The following is a 16,679-nucleotide window of genomic DNA, read 5'->3' as shown; positions in this document are numbered from 1 at the left end:
GTCAACTCATTTTCGCTTTGATGCCTGGGCCTGAGCAGCGGGGGCGGATCTATCCACACGGTACAACAGCCAACCGATCGGATCGACTAAAAACCCAACCAACCCCTGCGCCAGAGCGCCGATTTTTAGAGCTGTTGGATCGTCTTTTTTCCTGCTAAGACATTCACCGATCAGGCAAATGAGCCCTAGCCGAGGGCCAAAAAAGACTGCCGCCAGCAAGACCACCAGACCAGGTGGTACTTCTCCCCTCACCCCAAGCACAGTCAGCACTCCCCAGCCTAGATCGATCAGCAAGAGCACCAAACTCAGCCCCAAGGCAATCGTCGAGCTTTGCCAAATACCTCGGGCGAGCAAGCCATAGAGGGAGGACAGCACCAAGGCGATCGCCGCCGCCTGCCCTGGTGAGGTTAAGGCTCCCAAAAAAGTCAGTATTACTGGCACACCGGCCAGCAAAGCCATAATACCGCCTGCGCCAGAGTGAATTCCCCCCGGTACCAGCAGACCAATCACGGCCATGATAGCGGCAATCCAAACCATCAACCAGCCTGCAACAGAGCAGTAAACCTGGCTTGTTGCGCCTGACGATTTGCGTCGCACCCTAGGTCGTTGCACGATCGGTTCTGCACAATTTATCTAGTTACCTAGACCTACCATAACTAATGCCATGGAGCGACGGTAGGTTCAATCTATATTCTGAGGAGAGCAGCCTGCAAAGGCAATATGGTGCCGCCCAGGGAGGCTAGGACAGATGCTCAACCGATTGCAACGGATACTAAACCCGTGGCGCTGGCTAGGCAGTGCTGCCCTGTTTCTAATTGCAGCCCTAGCGGGGTATAGCGCTTTTGCAGTGGCCTTGGAAACCGTAGCCATGGGCTGGTTCGGTCCCGATGACCCAATTCCTGGTGGCTTTGGCCATGGCCTAGTGGCGTTTTTTGCGGCGTCTACCCTGGTGCTTGCTCTGCTGAATCTAACCCTAAAACGCTCGCCTACTCAGCCGCTCATGGTGGCAAGCAGTATGACCATTACGTTTAGCCTGCTGGCTATGGTGTTGCTGGGGTCGATGCAGGGCGTGCTGTGGTCGGGGGGCTCAAGCCATAACGATAATTTACTGAAGGGGACGATTGTGCTGTTTGTCGGGTTCAACCTTCTATTGATTCGCTGGCTACCCACCCGAGCCACCCACGACTGGCTTGGGTTTCCTCCCAGTAATGTGATTAAGCGTCGGGTGGGCGTTGTTCAGGTAGTAGTGTCGGGGCTGCTACTGCTCTATCTGTTGATGCCCTGGTCAACGGGACTACTGCTGCTCAAGAGCGACGCCGAACGAGATCGAGCAGCGGTAGCTACCTTTGGCGCTACTTTTACCGCAGCTAAAAATGCCCTCAAGACCTGTCCAGCCTTTTATCACCACGTTGGTGCTTTAGTCGAGCTGAGGGTTTCACCCATCAGAGGCTCTCTCACCGACCGGCCCAACTATGCGATCGGCTCCTATTGGTTTAACTACAGCGGTCAGGAGAACCGGGGTCAGGTTGGTATTTTAGTCACTCAGAGTAAGGCTTCTGGCCCCAGACTCAATGAGTTGCCCACCCCTGCGGATCCAGCCCCGCGCTTTACCTATGGCCCCATCTCGGTTTTCCGAGAGGGCGATAGCGACTCAATTCAAATTCACTGCGATACCGAGCCCGAGGCCCGTAACGCTACATCTGGTTTCTGATGGTTTCTGATGAATGTCTCTTGGTGTTGATTTGGGTGCTCGCGATCGCAGGGCAAGCCATTAGGGCAGGCAATGCATGTAGTTGTCCGCGTCCCAATCACTGGTTGTCGCCAAAAAGCGAATCCACTCATCCCGTTTGTACTCATCAAATAGACGATACATTTCTCCTGGCAGCGCCGACTGAATCACCTCATCCTCCGCCAGCCGGTCTAGCGCCTCCCCTAGGGACATAGGCAGCTTCTTCACCTGTTTGCCCTCATCCATGGCTTTGTAGATATTGCGCTGCTCCGGCGCACCCGGATCGAGGTTGTCGCTGATGCCATGATCAAACGCCTTCAACATTGCCCCCGCCATCAGGTAAGGGTTCACCATCGAATCCACCGCTCGATATTCAAAGCGGCCCGGTGCTGAGACCCGCAGGCCACAGGTACGGTTTTGATAGCCCCAATCGGAATAGACCGGTGCCCAGAACCCCGCATCCCACAGGCGACGGTAGGAATTCACCGTGGAACAACCGATTGCGGTCAGCGCCCCTAAGTGGGCGATCACTCCGCCAATACAATTGAGGCCAATGGGACCCGGCACCCGAGGGGAGCCGCCTTCAACTGGCATAAAGGTATTCTCGCCACCCTGGCTATAGGTGTAGTTTCCCATCATGCCCGGTAGGGTTTCGAGGTCAAAGGTTTTGACCGTCTCCTCACCGCCGCGCCAGAGGGATAGATTGTGGTGACAGCCCGATGCCGACACCCCCAAAAACGGCTTCGACATGAAGCAGGCAATCAGGTTGAACTCGCGGGCGACCTGGGCGCAGATTTGGCGATAGGTCGTGAGGCGATCGCTGGTGCGCAGCGCATCGTCAAACATAAAGTTCAGCTCTAGCTGCCCTGGCGCATCCTCATGATCCCCCTGGATCATGTCTAGCCCCATGGCGCGGCTATATTCAATCACCCGCAAAAACACCGGACGCAGTTCTTCAAACTGATCGATGTGATAGCAGTTGGGCTTGGTGACCCCGCCTGCGGGCTTGCCATCCGGTCCTTTTTTGAGCCACATCATTTCCGGCTCACAACCGTGGCGCAGTTGCAAACCGTGCTTGGCGTGAAATTCTGCGTGAATGCGTTTGAGGTTACCTCGGCAATCAGCGGTCAGAGCTGCACCTGGTGCCTCTTCTTCCTCACGGTTACGGAAGCAGAAGCAATAGACCCGCGCTACCCGCTTATCCCAGGGCAACTGGCAAAAGGTCTCCGCATCTGGAATCGCCACCAGTTCCGCCGACTCCGGGCCATAGCCCAAATAGTTTTGGGTGCGATCTAACGCCAGGTTGACCGTGGCCCCGTACACCAGTTGAATGCCCTTCTCGGCCATGGTTTCCCAATGGTCGGCGGGGGCTCCTTTGCCGGTGATTCGCCCCGTGACGGAAATGAACTGATAGTAGATGTACTGGATGCCGAGCTCGTCGATTTTGGCGCGCACCTGCTTGACCTGCTCATCCCGCCCCTCACTACGGATATAGGCTTCTAGATCCGTAGCAACCCTCTCGGTTGAGGGCTTAACCGGGTCAATCACTCCAGTCACAATCGCAATCTCCAGCAGCGGCAAAGCAACCTTAGTAAAGCGAACCTGTTATGACAGGTTTGTGTCAACAGCTACGAGAACGGAAATGGCTGCCAAGGAATCCACTGAGCCCAAAGCCCAGCCATGGTGCCGTCGGCCTTGAGTGCCGACAGCGTCTGGTCAAGTTTTTGCAGCAGCGCTGTGCGCGCTGGGGGCAGGCCAATGGCAAAGGGCACTTGGGTGGGCAGGGTAAAAGCCACCTTGAGGCTGGGATCATCCTGGGCCGCCACCACCAGTACGAGTTCATCATCAATCAGGGCATCAATTTCTCCGGCTCGTAGCGCCGCCAGCATCTCTGGCAACACCTGATCGCTGCCGGGATAGGGGACGGCTACGGCCCCTGGGAACCCCTTCACTAGAGCAATATTGGTGCTGTCGGCTAAGCCGCCCACCCGTTGGTCTGCTAGCATTTGTGCCGAGGATACCGGGCTACTGGCCTTCACCAACACCGCCTCATTAAACAAGCCATAGGGCTGGGTAAAGGTCACCACCTGCTGGCGCTCTGGGGTAATGGCTTGGTTAAACCAGATCAGGTCGTATTTCTGCTGACCTTCGCCCCCTGTTGCAAAGCAGCGGTAAAAGTCTTCCATGGGCAGGTTGTGCCATACCGGGGTCAGTCCCAGCCGTTCACAGACGGATCGAGCCAGGTCTGGTTCGTAACCCAAGCGATCGCCCGCTGGGGTCACATAGGTCATGGGGCGGGCATCAAAGTCGCTGGCGACGATGTGCAGATAACCGGGCTCAACGGTGAGCTCAGACCCGGACAATTCTCCGGACGATTCTGTAGATGCTAAGGCTTGAGATTCCATAAAGCGTAACGCAGCGCACTTCTTGAATGGAGCTAAGACTTATCATGACAGGCAAGAAGTCTTGTTATGACAAGTAGAGGGCGTCTGGCGGGCTTTGTCAACTTGTTAGTCGAGTTTTCTTCGATCGTGATTCGGGCTATCCCCATGGCATACCAACCGCTTCAGCTTTCCCAGGACCAGCTTCAACAGTTCCAAGCCGATGGCTTTCTGATTGTCGAGAATTTCCTGTCGTCTGATTTTGTCCAGCAGTTGATCGCCCGTATGGAACCCATGTTCCATGGCGAATTCGAGACGGGCATCTATCCCGATGAATGGCATTGGCGGCCCAATATGAGTCTGCCGGACATTACGCGGGAAATTTGCAATGGCTGGAAGAGCGATCGCACCATCGCCAGCCTTGTACTGTCCTCAGAAATCGGTCGCCTCAGCGCCACCTTGGCGGGGTGGGACGGAGCCCGTATTGGCCAAGACAGCCTCTGGATGAAGCCCCCCCAGGCCAAGGCGATCGCCATGCACCAAGACGGGGCCTATGTTGATTTTCTCTCCATGCCAGAGATGATGACCTGCTGGGTGGCCCTCAATGATGCCTCTACCGCCGACGGTACTCTCGTCTACGCCAAGGGATCCCACAAATGGCCCTTGGTGACTGTTGAGGGCGAGTTCCATGCTCCCCAGAAGGACTACCGTTGGGCCATGTTGGCCGCCGCCGAAAATGCGGGTGTCCCCGAGCCCGAGCTAGTGGTGGTAGAAGTGCCTGCTGGGGGCTGTGCCTTTCACCATGGCCGCACCTGGCATGGCCTCGGCCCCACCACCCGCACCGAGGGCACCTTCCATAGCATTGGTCTGCATACCATTCCGGCCCAGGCCCACTTCCATGCTGTTAACCCACCGGGCTATATCTATGGCCGCTACAAGCGGGTGAACGATTGCCACATGGATGAAAGCTTTTTTCCCATCCTGTGGCAGCGTGACGGTTATCGCAGTCCTCACCTGGCGGACTACTGTGCTGATCCCTTAGCTCGACTTTATTCATCAAGCGGCATGGCAGAGTGGTAGTGCATTAATGTAAAGGATAAAGAAAACCAAGGCATCGCCGTTGCAATCTCAAGGGAGTAGGGCACACGAAGATCGAGATGAGCTGTCCAATATGTGTGAGCCCATGATCAGGTGTCCAAGCTGGATCCACTATCGGCATGGGCTTGGCGTTAAATTGTGGTTGACGGGTGAATTTTCAGCTCTTTAGTCACTGATTAGAGGAGTAGTGAGATCCGGTTAGATGCTCTAGTACTGGGTGGCGGAAATACCTTGGCCGTTCCATCGTGGCACACTCGGCCCCTCACCCTAGCCCTCTCCCACGGGGAGAGGGGACCGGAAAATGTTGAGCTGGCGCGACAATAGTGAGCTGATTTACGCCCTGCGGTACTAGCTAGATCTTCTGATAAAAGGGTTGTGAATAGCCTGAAACTGTGGCCAAGCAGCGATAAGATAGCAGGGCTATGGGCAATTCAACTCACGACATCGTTGCTAAACTCTGGAATCTCTGCAACATCCTTAAGGATGGGGCGATCGTTTATCATCAGTACGTCACCGAGCTGACATATCTTCTATTCTTGAAGATGGCGAAGGAGACAGAGATTGATCACCAGCTTCCCGAAGGATATCGGTGGGATGATCTGGAAGCGCATGAAGGAGCCGAGCAGATTGAGTTTTACAGAGAACTGCTAGAGCATCTGAGCAGCGAAGGATCTGTAATTGTCAAAGAAATTTTTGCCGACGCTAGTACTGAAATCAAAAAGGCAAACACCCTGAATACCCTTGTCACTGAGATCGACAAACTTGATTGGTACAACGCCAAGCAAGAAGGGATGGGAGATATCTATGAGGGTCTGCTAGAGAAAAACGCCAACGAGTCTAAGGCAGGGGCAGGGCAGTATTTTACGCCAAGGGCGTTAATCGATAGCATGGTGCATGTGATGCGCCCAACTTTGAAGGATGTGATTCAAGATCCGGCGGCTGGAACGGGGGGATTTCTGATTTCAGCAAATCGCTACATCCAGAAACATGAAAAGCCTGCAAGTTGGACATCAGCCCAAAAAAAGAAGCATAAAACCAACACGTTTTACGGCATGGAGTTTGTGCCGGATACGTTTCGGATGGGCTGTATGAATTTGATGCTGCACGGTATTGAATCTAATCCTGAACAGGCTGGAATGCGCTGTGGGGATACGCTATCCCCTGAAGGGCAAGCCTTGCCGAAGGCATCGCTGATTCTGACGAATCCGCCTTTTGGTAGTAAGAAGGGGGGCGGCATACCAGAGCGGCCAGATTTTGATTTTCCCACGAGTAACAAACAGTTGTGCTTTTTGCAGCATATCTATCTTGGATTGGAGGTAGGGGGGCGAGCAGCCGCTATTTTTCCCGATAATGTGCTGTTTGAAAGTAATGTGGGACGTCAGATCCGTCAAGACTTGATGGATAAATGTAACCTCCACACGATTTTACGTTTACCGTCGGGTATTTTTTATGCTCAAGGGGTAAAGACCAATGTGTTGTTCTTTACCCGTGGCAAAAAGGCAACAGGTAATACGAAAAAGGTCTGGGTTTATGATTTACGCGCCCATGCTCCCCAGTTTGGCAAGCGAACCTCGCTTAACCGTGATTACTTTGAGGAGTTTGAAAAAGCGTTTGGTGACGATCCGTTGGGGAGTGCTGCCAGTCTTGCGAAGCGGAAAGATGAAGGGGAAAGTGGAAAATTTCGTAGTTTTTCCCGCGAATGGATTGCCGATCGCAGCGATAACCTAGATATCACCTGGCTAAATGGCGATCGCGATGAGACAGAGGAATCGTTACCTGATCCTGCAACCCTGGCTAAAGAGGCTATCACTGAGTTAGAGGCTGCTTTGGCTGAATTGCAGGGCATCTTGAAAGAACTGGGTGAGGAAGTCGATTAGGAGGGACAAGGCCATGATGGAAAGCGTTAAGGTACGCCAACGAATCGGGCAAGATGGCATCCTGCATCTGGATATTTCGGTCGGGTTAGCTGACCGAGATGTCGAGGTGATGGTGATTTATCAGGCGGTTCAATCCGAAATCTCTACCGAGCTATCCTTAGAAGATCTCTATGGCATTTGTGCGGATGATCTGATCCGAATTGATGAGTCGGGCATTGGGGATGCGCTAGACGAAGACCTAGCAGGAGCGTTTGAGTAAGTATGCGTTATTTGCTGGATACAAATGTCTGTGTGGTGTATCTGAATGGTCGTTCGTCATCAGTGCGCGATCGCTTGTTGGACACCCCTGCTGAGGAGATTGCGGTTTGCTCAGTCGTGAAGGCTGAGCTGTTTTATGGTGCTTTTCGGAGCACTAACCCAAAGCGGACCCTGGAGCGACAGCAAACATTTCTATCCCGCTTTGTCTCGTTACCGTTTCAAGATGAGGCAGCTTTGTTGGCAGGTGAGATTAGGGCGAAGCTAGCCAGTATAGGAACTCCGATTGGGTCTTATGATTTGCAGATTGCCGCGATCGCTGTGGCAAACAATCTGACTTTAGTGACTCACAACACGCGAGAATTTGAGCGTGCCAATGGGTTGAAGGTTGAAGATTGGGAGGTGCCAACTTGACAGAAAGTCTAACTATTCCTACATCTTGGCTCAACTGTACGCTTGGTGAAATTGTTGATTATGGAGCCACAACTAAAGTTGAGCCAAATGAAATTCCATCTGATGCTTGGGTGCTTGAACTTGAAGATATTGAAAAAGATACGTCAAAACTTTTGCAACGATTAAGTTTTGAAGACCGTCAATCAAAAAGCACTAAAAATTTATTTTTTCAGGGTGATATACTCTATGGGAAACTCCGTCCCTACCTTAATAAGGTTTATATAGCAGATCGGGATGGGTATTGTTCTACAGAAATTATTCCTCTCAGACCTAATGAAGCTATTGACGGTCGATTTTTATTTTATTGGCTTAAGAATCCTCAATTTCTTGAATATGCAGAGGCATCAAGTCATGGCCTAACGATGCCGCGATTAAGTACGAAAGCGGGCAGAAAAGCGCCTTTTGTATTGGCCCCATTCAATGAGCAACAACGAATTGCTGACAAGCTTGATAGTGTGTTTGTGCGAGTGGATGCGTGTCGCGATCGGCTTGAGCGTGTGTCTACCATTGTTAGGTGCTTCCGAGAAACTGTTTTATTAAAAGCAACTTCAGGAGAGCTGACTAAATCTTGGCGGGTTCAAAATTCAGGCTCAAATCAGAGTAATGAGGCTGAAGAATTTATTTCATTTGATTTATCAGATACAGACTGCTTCAAAGACTTAAAATTTCCTAAAAGCTGGGGTATATCCAGGCTTGGTGAAATATCTGAAGTGGTCGGTGGAATTACAAAAGATTCAAAAAAACAGAACTCGGATGATGAACAACTTCCCTACTTGAGAGTTGCAAATGTGCAACGTGGCTTCTTTGATCTAAGCGAGATAAAAACTATACGAGTACCCTCAAATCGTGTTGATGATCTCCTGCTTGAACCAGGCGATGTCCTTTTCAATGAAGGTGGTGACATAGATAAACTGGGAAGAGGATGGGTCTGGAATGGTGAGATCGAAAGATGTACTTTTCAAAATCATGTTTTTCGAGTTCGCTTATACAACTCATTATTTGCTCCAAAGTTCTTTTCCTGGTATGGGAATTCACGAGGGGCTGCTTACTTTCTGTCTATGGGTAAGCAAACAACAAATCTTGCCTCGATTAATAAGTCTCGCCTTTCTGCTCTTCCAGTGGCAATTCCTCCCGTAGAAGAGCAACACGAAATTGTTCGAAGAGTCGAGACTCTTTTTGCTATCGCTGATTGCTTGGAAGAACGACATCAAGGCTTACTTCAAAAAGTTGAAAAGCTAGTACCTTCAGTATTAAAAAAAGCTTTCAGGGGTGACTTGGTTTCACAAAATCCTCAAGATCAACCAGCCTCAATCCTTCTTGAAGAAATTAAAGCCGAGAGAGTTAAGCTAGAAGTTGAGCATAAAGCACGGCGTACGATTCGGCGTCCAATCAAAAAGATAAATAAAGTCTCTATGGAAACTCCCGCAGATTATCTTGAAGCCCTTTCGTCCACTTTTTCAAAATCAGGAGAAAGGGATGCCCGCAAATTATTTGATCAAGCGGGTTTTAGACCAGAAGAAGTTACAGAGTTCTATGACGCGCTACGAGTTTCCCCTGAAGTTCGCAGCGCCTTTGAGCAAGTGCGACAAGCATTACCATCACAAGAAGAACAACTAGGAATTCAACCGACAGAAGAAGAAGCATCAGAGAACGGTAGATTTCGTCTAGCCTCTCTTTGGTTGGAAGAATTTAAAAATTTAGTTGACTACACAGTCCGTTTTGATGATTCACATAGTATAGATATCGTTTTGGGTTGGAATGGCACGGGTAAATCTAATCTATTTGAATCTTTAGTCGTAATTTTTCGGGATTTACATGATTGGTCAAACGGAAAAACTTGGAATAAGAATTCAATCAAAGGTTTTCATCTGCGCTATGAAATCAGCAATCAGGTAGTGGAAATCACCTGGTATCCTCAAGAGATGCGAAGTCCGCTCTTAAAGGTTGGCACCTTTCAGGAAGGTCTAGAAGAAGCCACGGAATTCAAAAAGATTTCTAAAGGTAAACTACCTCTTCCAAAGTTTGTTTTTGGCTACTATTCAGGCCCAACTAATCGTCTGGCTGGGCACTTCTTGCCTATGAATCAGAGGCATTACAACAGGCTGATAGATGCAACCTCTGATGATCCAAAAACACTCTCTAATTTGCTAGAAGAGAGAACATTCTTCTGTGCTGAGAATCATCACGCCAAATATGTATTGTTAGCGTTTTTCCATAAAGAAGACCCTGCTATCAGCGAGTTCCTCGAAAAACGATTGCGAATTATTGGTTTTGAGTCAGCACTGTTTGTGATTCGCAAACCTCGCTGGGCAAAGGCAAAGTCAGGAGCTAAAGCAGACGACTTTTGGGGTGCTAGAGGTGTGATGCGAAGAGTCATGGAACGACTTCGGCGGTTTTCGATTGCTCCAATGTTGGTTACTCAAAACGTAAAAGAGGGATACAGTTCTCAGAACGAAGAGCATTACTACTTCTTTTTACCTGATCTTGAGAGCTTGCACGCTTTTGCAGCAGAGTATCAAGATGCTAGAACGTTTTTCTTGGCGCTAGAAAGCATAGATTTCTCTGAATTAATTTACGACTTAAAAATTCAGGTTAAGGTACAAGCCACCAAAACAGAACAAGTAGCCATTACATTTCATGAACTAAGTGAGGGCGAGCAACAATTGCTTATGGTTCTGGGACTGATGCGATTCACAAAATCACATCAGTCCCTAATTCTCTTGGACGAACCCGATACCCATCTCAATCCCCATTGGAGCGTGGATTACTTGAAATTGCTGTCCAGCGTCATGAGCGAAGTTCCTGGCGATGAGTCAGAGGAGCAAAAAACGAGCCAAATCCTCATGTCCACTCATGATCCCCTTGTGATTGCGAGTCTCCTAAAAGAGCAAATCCATCTTTTGAAGCGCGATTGGCAAACTGACGCATGCATATGGGAGCAACCCACCGTCAATCCTCGTGGGCTAGGCTTTACAGGCATCTTGACCAGCGAGATGTTTGGCATGCGGAGCGATTTGGATGAAGAAACGCTAGCTGATTTAGACAACAAGGTTCGTTTGGTTGCTCAAGAGGGTTCACTAACTCCGGAAGAGGCTGAGGAACTTGAAGAGATCAGCAAGAGATTAGAAGATGCCGGATTTGAGAAAGCGTTTAGTGATCCATACTATGCTGCCTTCGTTCGGGCTTGGGGGCAAAGGTATAAGGACTTGATGGCTGGTGCTCGCTTCATTGATCCTGAGCAGCAAGACGAAATTGATCGGATATCACGTGAAGTTCTTGAGGAAGTATTAGCTGAGTTACAAGCAGAGGCGACTAACTGATGCGCTGGATTGATATTGAGAGGTTAGCAATAGCAATTCCAGATGGCTGGGAAGCGACAGCAGAGACTGCGCTTAATGAGCTGCGAGGAGAAATTGAGCAAGCTGAACAACAGGCTATAGCTGACGGGAAAGATGTTAAAGCTGCAAGGAAAAATGCAATAACTAAGGGCTTAAGTAAGTCATCACGTTCTAAGATTTGGAGGGATTTGGCTCCTCACTTATCGAATCTCAGTAATAGAAAGTGTTGGTACTCAGAAAGTTTAAACTCAGGCTCAGATAAAGATGTTGATCACTTCCGTCCTAAAAATCGTGTGGACGAAGATCCTGATCATGAAGGCTATTGGTGGTTGGCTTTCAAGTGGAGCAACTATCGCTATTCTTGTCAGTGGAGTAATCAGCGCCGAGTAAATACACCTGGTGGTACGAGAGGAGGAAAGTCGGACCGGTTTCCCGTATCCGGTAGTTTCAGAGCTCGCCAAGAAACAGATGATTGGGAATTAGAGGATGTCGATCTACTCGATCCAACCGATCCTAATGACTGGAAGCTTCTAACATTTCGACCTAATGGCGAACCTGTTCCTGCACTAGATCCAGGAACTAGAGAATATCAAAGAGCAGAAATATCTATTGAGGTTTACCATCTCCATTCTCAGGAACTAGTCCGAGATCGCAAGAATAAAGATTCAGAAGTCAAGAGATTAGTAGAAGAGCTCGATACTTACTTCTCTAAAATCACAGATCCTCAGTTTAGAAGAATCTACAAAAATCGCCAAAAAGATTTGCTTAGATTAATTGACAAAGGCTCTGAGTATTCTGCGGCGGCATTGGCATATGCAAGATTCTATGTCTACAAAACGGAACAAGGACATCAAGTCAAGAGAGAGTGGCTTGAGGCAATGCTAAATTCTAATACTTAAATATTCCCTTTTTAAACGCTGGGTTTGATACCTCCCAAATTCCCAATTTCTTCAACCAGTACGGGGATGCGGTCGTGGAGCAGGTGTTGAGCGAGTATCCCGAAATCAACGAACGGCTAGACAATGCCATCACCGTCAACCCCGATGGCATTGTCAACCTGGAGGACACTACCGAGGGACCCATTGCTAAGGTAACGGGTCAGGGCTGATGCATTGGCGTTTAGACTAAGGCCACATTTCCTGAGCTTTGTCTAAACTGTCATAACATCTTCAACTCAACGCCATGCTGCATATCATTCCACCGTGGCCGCTGCTGGCTGCATTCTGTACCGCAAGCTTGATCTTGGCGGTGACCCCTGGCCCTGGGGTGCTCTACATCCTGACCCGTAGCTTTGCCCAGGGCCGACGACTGGGCTTGGTCTCAGTAGCTGGTGTGGCTTTAGGAAATTGGGGAAATGCGATCGCAGCCGCAATTGGCCTCGGCACGCTCTTAGCCCTCTCCTCCACCGCCTTTCTGGTGATTAAATACGCTGGGGCGCTTTACCTGATTTATCTGGGGATTCAAGCCTTCCGCGCCCCACCCACCCCGGCGACTGCCACCCCGCGCTTAGTCAACCGTTCCGCTCGTCGCCTGTTTTGGGATGGGGCGCTGGTGTCCATGCTCAACCCCAAAACCACCCTGTTCTTTGCCACCTTCCTGCCCCAGTTCATGGCAGTAGATGCCTCTCCGCTGCTGCAAAGCCTGTTTTTAGGCAGTCTCTTTGTTGCGATCGCAGCCTTCACAGACTCCGGTTATGCTCTCTTTGCGGGTAGTGCCACCCCCTTGTTAGCCCAAACCCAGAGATTGCAAACCGGCGGACGCTACCTGGTTGGTAGCCTGTTTATCGGTCAGGGGCTGTTTACTGCGTTTGCCGACACCCGCAGCGAACAATAGCGCCCTTAAGTCAACCTAGAGAGCTGAGTAAGTTTTCAGCTCAATCAAATAGCCTAGACGCTGGCTTCCCGATGGGGATATTCAGGCACCGTGAGTCCTTTTAGGGGCTGCTGCTGAGCTGAGGGGGGCACCCCCTTCTGCTGCACTAGGACGCCAAAATTGCCCAGACCTAGGGGACTGATTAATTGATGGAGGCTGTCTCGCCGTTGTAGCGCCCGGTTGAGGCTGGCTCCATCGGTGCCCTGGGTCTGGGCCACGGCATTAAGGCGGTCGCCTAATCCCAATGCCATGAGAAATATGGCCTGGGGGGTAAAGCCTACGGTAGAGAGGCCACAGCGATCGCCCTGGCGCTGGAGGGCGGTGAAATCCACATGGGCGGTGATGTCCTGCTGCCCCACCCCCACCCAGGGATCACTGTGGTGGGCCTGCTGGCGATAGCATTGCAGCGTTCCTCCAGTGCGGGTGGGACTGTAGTAGCGGTGGGCTTCGTAGCCGTAGTCGATGGTGATGACATAGCCCCGGTGCAGGCATCGGGCCACCGCTGCTAGCCAGTCCAAGGCGGCTAGGTTGATCTCAGTGGTATAGCCCAGGGGATAGGTGGGGGGTGCGATCGCAACTCCCACGAGAGATAAATAGGCTCCCAGATCGGGGGTAGACAGGGGACCGAGCTGTCCGCAAAAGGGCAGATCTGGGTGATTGCTGCAAACAACGTATTGCTCCTGGAGCCCCGCCTCCGTCAACACCACACGATGGACGGGTAGGGCATCCACCAGCTCATTGGAGAGGACACAACCCATCCAAGCCGCCTCGGGCACCTGGTCCAGGGCACACCACTGGAGCGAGATGCCCCGATCTTGCCAGGGCTGGAGCCGCTGCTGCTGGACTTGGCGGAGGGCTGGGGAAGTTTCCACCAGGGTATAGCGCAGCGCCGCCAGACAGGTGGGGTAGGCCCGCGCTAATTGGGCTAGAATATCCGCCGCCATGAGCCCCTGACCGGGGCCAAACTCTACCAAGTCAAAGGGCTGGGGCCGATCCAGGTGATGCCAGATATCCGCCACCTGCTCCGCCAGCAACTCCCCAAAGTCATGGCCCAGATGAACTGAGGTGACAAAATCTCCCCCCGGCCCCAGGTGAGACACGCTCCTGGTGTAGTAGCCATGGTCGGGATGGTACAGAACCAGATCCATATACCGGGCAAAGGAGATGCGCTGCTGGGGCGCGGTGGCAATTTCCGCCACGATCGCCTCACACAGGGGGAGATGATGGGGCAAGGACGGTAAGGTCAAGGGCTGTTGCTGCCCAGGGGAAACCATAACCCCCAGCCCTACAGTTGGGCCAGAATAGCCTGAACCGCAGGCACTCCAAAGAATGCTTCCGCATCCCCCAGCAGTCGTGAGCCCCAGAGGTTCTGTTCTAGAAAGTCTAGGTCGGCGTAGCGGCTATCCCGCTCTAGGGCTTCAATCCCCATTTGGAGTGCCGACTGACCCTGTCCCTGGGCGTACTGGGCCACTGCGATCGCGAGGCGAGGTTCGGGTTCATCGGGTACCAGCACCAGGGTGTCTTCCCAGTAGCGAATCGCGGCCCCAATATCGCCCTGCTCGTACAGCACGAGGCCAATATTGTTCACTGAGGGCCAAAACTCTGGCTCAATATCCACCGCAGCTTGGTAGCGGCTAATGGCTTGCTCATAGCGCCCTAGCTTGAAGTAGGCGTTGCCCAAGTCAAACAGTGCCCCAGGATTTTCCGGTTCTAGCCGCAGCCCCGATTCTAGGTAAGACACCGACTGGGAATATTGAGATAGCCGAAAATGGGTTGTCCCCAGGGCAAAGAGCACCGCCGTATTCGTGGGCTGTAGCTGACGCGCCTGCTCTAGAGCTGCGATCGCAGATTCAAGCTGCCCCACTTGCAGGTAGAGGCTGCCCAACAACCCCAGAACCGCCGGTTCCCCCGGAGCCAACTGAGCCGCTAGTTCCGCCTGTGCCAAAGCCTGCTGGTATTGCTGAAACTGCGCCAGTTGCGCCGCCTGTTGAGCCAGTTGTAATCCCTGCTCCTGTAAGCGCTCATAGTCCAACGGCAACACATAGGGTAACAACGCCTGTCCCCTAGCCGGAGCCGCCACAACACTCCCCAGTCCTGCTGCCGCCACCAGTGAGAGCAACAGTGCCCGATTCAGCCGATTCCCCACAGACCAACCCTCCATGAATAGTCCCCAAATAGTCCCCAAAACGTTAACGCTTTCCGCACCTGTCTTCAAAGGCCGGTGTCAGAAAAGCCTTATTCCCGTCAGCCTAGCCTAATTTATCCGCCTCCATGGAAAACACCATAGCCATAACCCCATTTCTAGAAACTTCCATAAAGAGAAATGTAGAGAGAAATTTCTCAGGGTGTTCTTAGTTTCCTTTGCTAGCCTAAGGCAGTTCCGGCCTTGGCATTACCATGTCTTCTCTCGCTCGCCTCCATATCGAAGTCACCAACGTCTGCAACTTCAAATGCGAGTTTTGCCCTGACGCCATTATGGAGCGGCCTCGGGGGCATATGGCGTGGCCGCTGCTGGAGAAAATTCTAGCGGAGGTAGCCGCAGATCACCTCGCCGACATCATTACCTTTCACCTGATGGGAGAGCCCCTGATCTATCCCCAGGTGTTTGAAGGGATCCAGTTGGCCCTAGCCCACCACCTGCGATTGCACCTGACCACCAATGGCAGCACCTTTCACCTGCGCCCTGATCATATTGATCAACTGGTGACCTCGGGCATTCCCAAGGTCACTATTTCCCTACAAACCCCCGATCCCCACACCTTTACCCTCCGGGGTGCCCCTCCCCGACTAAACCCTGAGGGCTATTTTGAGGGCATCACCGAGTATGTGCAGGCCAATCTACGCCGGTCAGAGACCAGCCCCACCCGCATCCACATCAAGTTCCTTGACACCACCCCCAATCCCTTTCTGGTACCCCACAAGCCCATGCATGTGGTGGAGGGCAAAACCCAGATGCGGGCAGAACTACGCCGCTGGGCCGACCGCCTGCTGAAGGGCATCCCCGATGCGCCGTCAGCGTCGGCGATCGATCAAGCCATTGCCCGCCATCACCCCGGACGCTGGCAATTGATCCCCCTCCATCCCAAGCTGGTCCTAGAAACCTTCCCGTTGGATAGCTGGGGCAACGGGGAAACCGCTACCGTGATTCCGGCCCGGTTTGGCTATTGCAATGGCGCTAGCCAGCAGACGGGCATTCTCTACGACGGCACGGTGGTCCCCTGCTGCAAAGACTATGAAGGCAAAATTCCCCTAGGCAATGTGCAGCACCAGCCCCTGCGGGACATTCTCCAAGCGCCCCCCGCCTGTGGTCTGCGCTCTGCCTTCAATCGATTTCAAGTTGCCCACCCGGTTTGCCAGCAATGCATGGGGGCCGATACCCAGGGTAAGGCCATTGCCCGTCAGGTGGGTTCCGTTGCCTATTTCAAGGCATACCAGCCCTTGATGAAACGACTCCAACCCCATTGGGGTGAGGTGTAGTCTTCTAGCGACATGCTATTGGATTGCGTACATCTCCGAGGGTGCACAACCATCATTCGAGCCAACTTATAGCGGTTCCCTAATGGATGAGGTACAGCTCAACTTGATGGCAATTCGGGGAACAAGGGGCTTAAGCCCCTTGTCTTTACTTAACCCGAGTGAGAACCGCTATAAGATGTAGAGCTTTGCGCTTCCCGAA

Annotated in this window: 15 protein-coding genes; 10 read left to right on the top strand and 5 right to left on the bottom strand. The window is 51.9% G+C overall.

Going from position 1 to position 16,679, the window contains the following annotated elements:
- Positions 1 to 6 precede the first annotated feature (6 nt).
- Positions 7 to 537, bottom strand: coding sequence for a hypothetical protein (locus LEP6406_RS0207825; RefSeq protein WP_008318287.1), 531 nt, complete (start codon positions 535 to 537; stop codon positions 7 to 9).
- A 211-nt stretch (positions 538 to 748) separates the two neighbouring features.
- On the opposite strand from LEP6406_RS0207825, the gene LEP6406_RS0207820 reads away from it, so the two are divergent.
- Positions 749 to 1,711 carry a hypothetical protein gene (locus tag LEP6406_RS0207820; protein ID WP_008318285.1) on the top strand — a complete coding sequence of 321 codons (963 nt, stop codon included), beginning with the start codon at positions 749 to 751 and terminating at the stop codon, positions 1,709 to 1,711.
- Between the two features lie 60 nt (positions 1,712 to 1,771).
- On the opposite strand, the gene LEP6406_RS0207815 is transcribed toward LEP6406_RS0207820, so the two are convergent.
- Entirely contained in the window at positions 1,772 to 3,286 is a 1,515-nt protein-coding gene (locus LEP6406_RS0207815; RefSeq protein WP_081748147.1) for a glutamine synthetase family protein, read from the bottom strand.
- Between the two features lie 71 nt (positions 3,287 to 3,357).
- Complete coding sequence (locus LEP6406_RS0207810) at positions 3,358 to 4,092, bottom strand: substrate-binding periplasmic protein (protein ID WP_036029697.1); 735 nt, start codon at positions 4,090 to 4,092, stop codon at positions 3,358 to 3,360.
- Between the two features lie 108 nt (positions 4,093 to 4,200).
- Between LEP6406_RS0207810 and LEP6406_RS0207805 the strand changes: the two genes are divergently transcribed.
- From LEP6406_RS0207805 to LEP6406_RS0207760, 8 genes are all read left to right on the top strand, one after another.
- Positions 4,201 to 5,190 carry a phytanoyl-CoA dioxygenase family protein gene (locus tag LEP6406_RS0207805; RefSeq protein ID WP_008318280.1) on the top strand — a complete coding sequence of 330 codons (990 nt, stop codon included), beginning with the start codon at positions 4,201 to 4,203 and terminating at the stop codon, positions 5,188 to 5,190.
- Positions 5,191 to 5,630: 440 nt separating this feature from the next.
- Positions 5,631 to 7,085: a class I SAM-dependent DNA methyltransferase gene (locus LEP6406_RS0207800; RefSeq protein ID WP_008318278.1), complete on the top strand. Its 1,455-nt coding sequence runs from the start codon at positions 5,631 to 5,633 to the stop codon at positions 7,083 to 7,085.
- A gap of 13 nt (positions 7,086 to 7,098) precedes the next feature.
- Positions 7,099 to 7,344, top strand: a complete 246-nt coding sequence (locus LEP6406_RS0207795) for a hypothetical protein (RefSeq protein ID WP_008318276.1) — start codon at positions 7,099 to 7,101, stop codon at positions 7,342 to 7,344.
- 2 nt (positions 7,345 to 7,346) lie between these two features.
- Positions 7,347 to 7,754: a type II toxin-antitoxin system tRNA(fMet)-specific endonuclease VapC gene (locus LEP6406_RS0207790; protein WP_008318274.1), complete on the top strand. Its 408-nt coding sequence runs from the start codon at positions 7,347 to 7,349 to the stop codon at positions 7,752 to 7,754.
- A complete protein-coding gene (locus LEP6406_RS0207775) occupies positions 7,751 to 11,113 on the top strand; it encodes a restriction endonuclease subunit S (RefSeq protein WP_008318272.1) in 3,363 nt (1,120 codons plus the stop codon). Before LEP6406_RS0207790 ends, LEP6406_RS0207775 begins: the two co-directional genes overlap by 4 nt.
- Positions 11,113 to 12,030, top strand: coding sequence for an HNH endonuclease family protein (locus LEP6406_RS30090; protein ID WP_008318270.1), 918 nt, complete (start codon positions 11,113 to 11,115; stop codon positions 12,028 to 12,030). The genes LEP6406_RS0207775 and LEP6406_RS30090 overlap by 1 nt, the downstream gene beginning before the upstream one ends.
- 74 nt (positions 12,031 to 12,104) lie before the next feature.
- On the top strand, positions 12,105 to 12,239 hold the full coding sequence (locus LEP6406_RS34700; protein WP_008318268.1) for a hypothetical protein: 135 nt from the start codon (positions 12,105 to 12,107) through the stop codon (positions 12,237 to 12,239).
- Positions 12,240 to 12,313: 74 nt separating this feature from the next.
- Complete coding sequence (locus LEP6406_RS0207760; protein WP_008318265.1) at positions 12,314 to 12,964, top strand: LysE family translocator; 651 nt, start codon at positions 12,314 to 12,316, stop codon at positions 12,962 to 12,964.
- 53 nt (positions 12,965 to 13,017) lie between these two features.
- Here LEP6406_RS0207760 and LEP6406_RS0207755 read toward each other — a convergent pair whose 3' ends face one another.
- Together LEP6406_RS0207755 and LEP6406_RS0207750 are read right to left on the bottom strand one after the other, a co-directional pair.
- The gene (locus LEP6406_RS0207755; RefSeq protein ID WP_008318259.1) at positions 13,018 to 14,277 is read right to left on the bottom strand and encodes a class I SAM-dependent methyltransferase; all 1,260 of its coding nucleotides are present in this window, start codon (positions 14,275 to 14,277) and stop codon (positions 13,018 to 13,020) included.
- Positions 14,278 to 14,288: 11 nt separating this feature from the next.
- The gene (locus tag LEP6406_RS0207750; RefSeq protein ID WP_008318257.1) at positions 14,289 to 15,164 is read right to left on the bottom strand and encodes a tetratricopeptide repeat protein; all 876 of its coding nucleotides are present in this window, start codon (positions 15,162 to 15,164) and stop codon (positions 14,289 to 14,291) included.
- A 236-nt stretch (positions 15,165 to 15,400) separates the two neighbouring features.
- Here LEP6406_RS0207750 and LEP6406_RS0207745 point away from each other — a divergent pair, with 236 nt between their 5' ends.
- Positions 15,401 to 16,480 (top strand): radical SAM/SPASM domain-containing protein, encoded by a 1,080-nt coding sequence (locus LEP6406_RS0207745; RefSeq protein WP_008318255.1) that lies wholly within the window; start codon positions 15,401 to 15,403, stop codon positions 16,478 to 16,480.
- Positions 16,481 to 16,679: the final 199 nt, after the last annotated feature.

The organism is Leptolyngbya sp. PCC 6406 (assembly GCF_000332095.2).
Lineage (GTDB): Bacteria > Cyanobacteriota > Cyanobacteriia > Phormidesmidales > Phormidesmidaceae > PCC-6406.
Note: the sequence above shows the minus strand (reverse complement) of the source record. Positions and strands in the feature narration are given on the sequence as shown.